The organism is Bradyrhizobium sp., assembly GCF_016462955.1.
Taxonomy (GTDB): Bacteria; Pseudomonadota; Alphaproteobacteria; order Rhizobiales; family Xanthobacteraceae; genus Bradyrhizobium.
This window is the reverse complement of record NZ_JAEMSD010000440.1, coordinates 1,100-5,812: the sequence shown is the minus strand read 5'-3', so window position 1 is coordinate 5,812 and position 4,713 is coordinate 1,100. Positions and strand designations below refer to the sequence as shown.

At 65.9% G+C, this 4,713-nt stretch carries 4 protein-coding genes and 1 pseudogene; all 5 read right to left on the bottom strand.

Translation table 11 applies throughout. The annotated features are described in order from the left end of the window. Positions 1-343, bottom strand: a pseudogene (locus JHD07_RS31035) (ABC transporter permease); the annotation flags it as partial. Next, positions 336-1,859, bottom strand: coding sequence for a sugar ABC transporter ATP-binding protein (locus JHD07_RS31030; protein WP_291629067.1), 1,524 nt, complete (start codon positions 1,857-1,859; stop codon positions 336-338). The gene JHD07_RS31030 and the pseudogene JHD07_RS31035, both read right to left, overlap by 8 nt. A 24-nt stretch (positions 1,860-1,883) precedes the next feature. Further along, positions 1,884-3,278 (bottom strand): FAD-linked oxidase C-terminal domain-containing protein, encoded by a 1,395-nt coding sequence (locus JHD07_RS31025; RefSeq protein WP_291629065.1) that lies wholly within the window; start codon positions 3,276-3,278, stop codon positions 1,884-1,886. Between the two features lie 54 nt (positions 3,279-3,332). After that, a complete protein-coding gene (locus JHD07_RS31020; protein WP_291629063.1) occupies positions 3,333-4,217 on the bottom strand; it encodes an intradiol ring-cleavage dioxygenase in 885 nt (294 codons plus the stop codon). Positions 4,218-4,232: 15 nt separating this feature from the next. Then, positions 4,233-4,713 (bottom strand): NAD-binding protein (locus JHD07_RS31015; protein ID WP_291629061.1); only part of this gene is annotated, 481 nt, incomplete at its 5' end.

Here is a 4,713-nt window from a genome sequence, read left to right as displayed (position 1 = left end):
GCCAGCCATTGGCGAGGCCGAAGGCCGTGCCGACCAGCAGGCCGGCGCCGAGGCCCAGCAACATCGATTTCGTCGCGAGCGACACGATCGCGACGCAGAGCGAGGTCAGCGTCAGCACCGCGCCCATCGACAGGTCGAGCCCCTCGGTCATGATGATCAGCGTCATCGGCAGCGCGAGCATGGTCAGGATGGTCGACTGCACCAGCACGTTGGAGAGGTTGGCGACCGACAGGAAGCCGGGCGCGATCACGCTGAACAGCGCGATCAGCAGCACCAGCACCATGGCAACGCCGGGAATGCGCTGCAGCGGATTAGGTTGAGCGACGACCGCGGCCTCACGCATGATGCATCCCCAATCGCACGATGTTCTCCTCGGTCAATTCGCTGCGCGTCAGGTGGCCGGCGATGCGACCCTCGCGCATCACATAGGCGCGGTCGCAGACGTGGCAGATCTCGACCTGCTCGGACGAGATCATAAGGGCCGCTGCACCCTCCGCGACGAGGCGGTCGATCAGCGCGAAGATCTCAGACTTGGCGCCGATGTCGATGCCGCGCGTCGGCTCGTCGAAGATGAAGAGCTTCGATCCCGCCGCAAGCCATTTGCCGATCACGACCTTCTGCTGGTTGCCGCCCGACAGCAGGCCGACGGTCTGGCGTGCGCTCGGGGTCGCAATGCGCAGCTGGCGGATCAGGCCGTCCGCGGTGCGCTGGGCCCTGCGCTGGTCGAACATCCCGCTCGGAAACAGCTTTCGCAGCGCCGACACGACGAGATTGTCGCTGACCGAGCGCAGCAGCGCGAGACCCTCGCTCTTCCGGCTCTCGGGGATCAGCGCGATGCCGCGGCGGGCGGCAAGGTCCGGTTCGCCGGAGATGCTCTTGCCGTCGAAGATGATCTCGCCCGAGGTCACGGGATCGGCGCCGAAGATGGCGCGGGCGACCTCACTGCGGCCGGAGCCGACCAGGCCGCACAGGCCGACGATCTCGCCCCGGCGCACCTCGATGTTGATGTCGGAGATGCCGGTCGGCGCGCTCAGGCTCTTGACCTCGAGCAGCACCTCGCCAGGTTTGTCGGCGAAATGACGCGGATAGGTCATGTCGACGTTGCGACCGACCATCATGCGAACCAGCTGGTCCGGTGTGACATCGGCCGGCCTGACGCCGTCGATGCGGCGGCCGTCGCGCAGCACCGTGATGCGATCGCCGAGCGCGAACACCTCAGCCATGCGGTGCGAAATATAGACGATCGAGACGCCGTCAGCCTTCAGCCGCCCGATCAAGGCGAACAAGAGCTCGGTCTCGCGGTCGGACAGCGCCGCGGTCGGCTCGTCCATGACGAGGATGCGGGCGTTCTGGCTGATCGCCTTGGCGATCTCGACCATCTGCTGCTGGGCGACGCCGAGCTTGTCGACGGTGGTGGAGGGATCGATGTCGAAGCCGATCGCGCCGAGCACCCGCCTCGCATCGGCCAGGATCTTACGGCGGTCGATGGTGCCGGGAATGCGGCCCCTCGGCTCGCGTCCCAGGAAGATATTCTGAGCGATGTCGAGATGGGGGACCAGCGAGAATTCCTGGAAGATCACGGCAATGCCGAGCTTCTGCGCATCCGCGGTGGAATTGATCGCGACCGTCTCGCCCTTGTAGTAGAACTCACCGGCGTCGGCGCGGTAGGCGCCGCAGAGCACTTTCATCAGGCTCGATTTGCCGGCGCCGTTCTCGCCGAGCAGCATGTGGACTTCGCCGGGATGGACGGCAAAGGACACGTCGTCCAGCGCCTTGACGCCGGGGAATTCCTTGCTGATGCCGCGCAGCTCCAGCAGCGGCGTCGGCGAGGTGACCTCGATCGGGAGCGCGTCGCTCATGACTTTGCACTCATGACTTTGCACTCATGTCTTGGCTCCGCCTGAAAAGATCTTTCCGGGGTTCATCAGCCCATTCGGATCGAGCGCAGTCTTGATCGACCGCATCACGTCGACGGCCTCGCCGAGCTCGTCGGCGAGATAATCGATCTTGCCGAGCCCGATGCCGTGCTCGCCGGTGCAGGTGCCGTCCATGGCGATGGCGCGGGCGACCATGCGGGCCTGCAGCGCCTTGGCGCCCTCGGCCTCTTCGGGCCTCGCCGGATCGATCAGGATCAGCATGTGGAAATTGCCGTCGCCGACATGGCCGACGATCGGCGCGGTGAAGCCGTGCTCGTCCGCATCGCGCCGCGTTTCGGTCAGGCATTCCGCCAGCCGAGAGATCGGCACGCAGACATCGGTGATCACGGCCCGCGCGCCAGGTCTTAGGCCGAGGCCGGCATACAGGGTGTTGTCGCGGGCGTGCCAGAGCCGGCTGCGATCTTCTGGCGCCTTCGCCCAGGCAAAGCCATGGCCGCCATGGTCGGCGGCGATGGCTTGCGCCGCCTCGGCCTGCTCGGCAACCGAGTTCTCCGAGCCGTGGAATTCGAAGAACAGCGTGGGCGCCTCGCGATAGCCGAGTTTTGCATAAGCGTTGATGCCGCGCATCATGACGTCGTCGAGCAGCTCGACGCGCGCCACGGGAATTGCGGACTGGATCACGGAGATCGCGGTATCCACCGCATCGTGGAGGGTATCGAAGCTGCACACCGCGGCCGAGATCGCCTGCGGCACCGGATGAACCTTCAGCGTGATCTCGGTGATGATTCCGAGCGTGCCCTCCGCGCCAACGAACATGCGCGTGAGGTCATACCCGGCCGCCGATTTGCGCGCGCGTCGCGCGGTGCGGATCACGCGGCCATCGGCCAGCACCACCTCGAGCGCCATGACATTGTCCTTCATGGTGCCGTAGCGCACCGCCATCGTGCCCGAGGCGCGCGTCGAGGTCATACCGCCGATCGAAGCGTCGGCGCCGGGGTCGATTGGGAAGAACAGGCCGGTGTTGCGCAGCTCCGCATTGAGCTGCTTGCGGGTGATACCGGGTTGCACCACGACGTCCATATCGCTGTCGTGCACGGCCAGTACCTTGTTCATCCGCGCGAAGTCGAAGCAGACGCCGCCCGCGACCGCGGCTGCATTGCCTTCGAGCGAGGTGCCGGCGCCGAACGGGACGATCGGCATGCCCGCGCTGGCGCAGAGCTTGACGATCTCGGCGACCTCCCGTGTCGTCTCCGGAAAGACGACGATGTCCGGCGGCAGGCTCCGATAGTGCGACTCGCTCTGCCCATGCTGATCGAGCACGACGCGCGCGACGCTTGCGCGCTGGCCGATCATGCCGGCGAGGCGCTCGGCCAATATGCCCGTGCTGACCCGCGGTCCCATCCTCAAGCTCCCGTCTGCTCCCGTTATCGGACTCTTGTTGGTCCGACGTCCAGCTTAAGCGGCTCTGGCGTTACTCGCGAGCTGCTTCAGGCCGAAATCGTAGTTGAGATGAAAATACGCGCGCTCCACCATGCGACCATCCGGCGCACGGCCGGCGGGATGACGGACGAACTCCCGGATCAGGCTGTCCTTGACGCCGAACACCACGTCGCTGTCGAGATACTGGTCGCCGGCAACGAACACGTGCGTCACCAGCTGCTCGAAACCGGGCGCCGAGATCATGAAGTGCACATGGGCAGGACGCCAGGGATGACGTCCCTGCGCCTCCAGCATGTCGCCGACCGGCCCGTCATGCGGAATGGGATAAGCGGCAGGCTTGATCGACCAGAAATGGAAGCGGCCGTTCGCATCGGTGTGGAAACGCGCGCGCATCGCGAGATCGCCGATCTTGTCGAGCTGCTGGACGTCGTAGTAGCCGTCGTCGTCGGAATGCCAGACGTCGACCACCGCCCCCGCGAGCGGCTTTCCGTCGGCGGTCGAGACCGAGCCGGTGACAAGCATCGGATCGCCTTCCATCGGGCCGGAAATGTCGGCGCCGCTGTCCTTTTCCGGCGCAGCCTGGACGAAGAACGGCCCGAGCACCGTGGTCTCGGTGGCGCCTTCCGGCACCGGATGGTTGATGGCGTCGACCAGCATGGAGACGCCGAGCGTGTCCGACAGCAGGATGAATTCCTGGCGTTTGTCGTTGCACATGTGCCCGGTGCGGGTCAGGAAGTCGATGCCGAACTCCCATTCCTTCTGGGTCGGCCGCACCTCGCGGACGAAGGCGTGAAGGTGACGCACCAGCGCTTCGCTCACCTCCTTGATGCGCGGGTCGCTCGCGCCCGCGATCCGCTCCAGCACCGCGTCCGTGATCGTGCTCTCGTTGAAGTTACGCATCTGGGCCTCCGTTGATCACAGCTTCGGCTCGCCGAGGCCGGACAGCCGTTCGAGATGTTTGACGGTCGCGATGAAATCAGTGTCGCCGTCGCCCTGTGCGACCAGCGCGCCATAGGTCTCGCGCACCTGCGCGGCGAGCTGCAGCGGCACGCCGACGGCGTGGCCGGCACCGAGGATGAGATCGAGGTCCTTGGCCATCTGCTTGCAGGAGAACGTCGACTCGAAATCGCGCGTCCGCAGCGGCGCAGTCTTGTATTTCACCATCGGCGAGGCCACGGCGCTGTCGTCGAGCACCTTCAGGATGTCCTGCCAGGCGATGCCGCCTTTGCGCGCCAGCGCCAGGCTCTCGGCCATCATCGCGGCCGACACGGCGATCATGAGATTGACAGATAGTTTGGCGTAGCGGGCTTCCTCGGCCGGCCCCAGATAGGTCTGGGCACGGGTGAAGGCGCCGAACAGTGGCTTCGCGCTTTCGAAGGCGTCCTTCGGCCCCGAC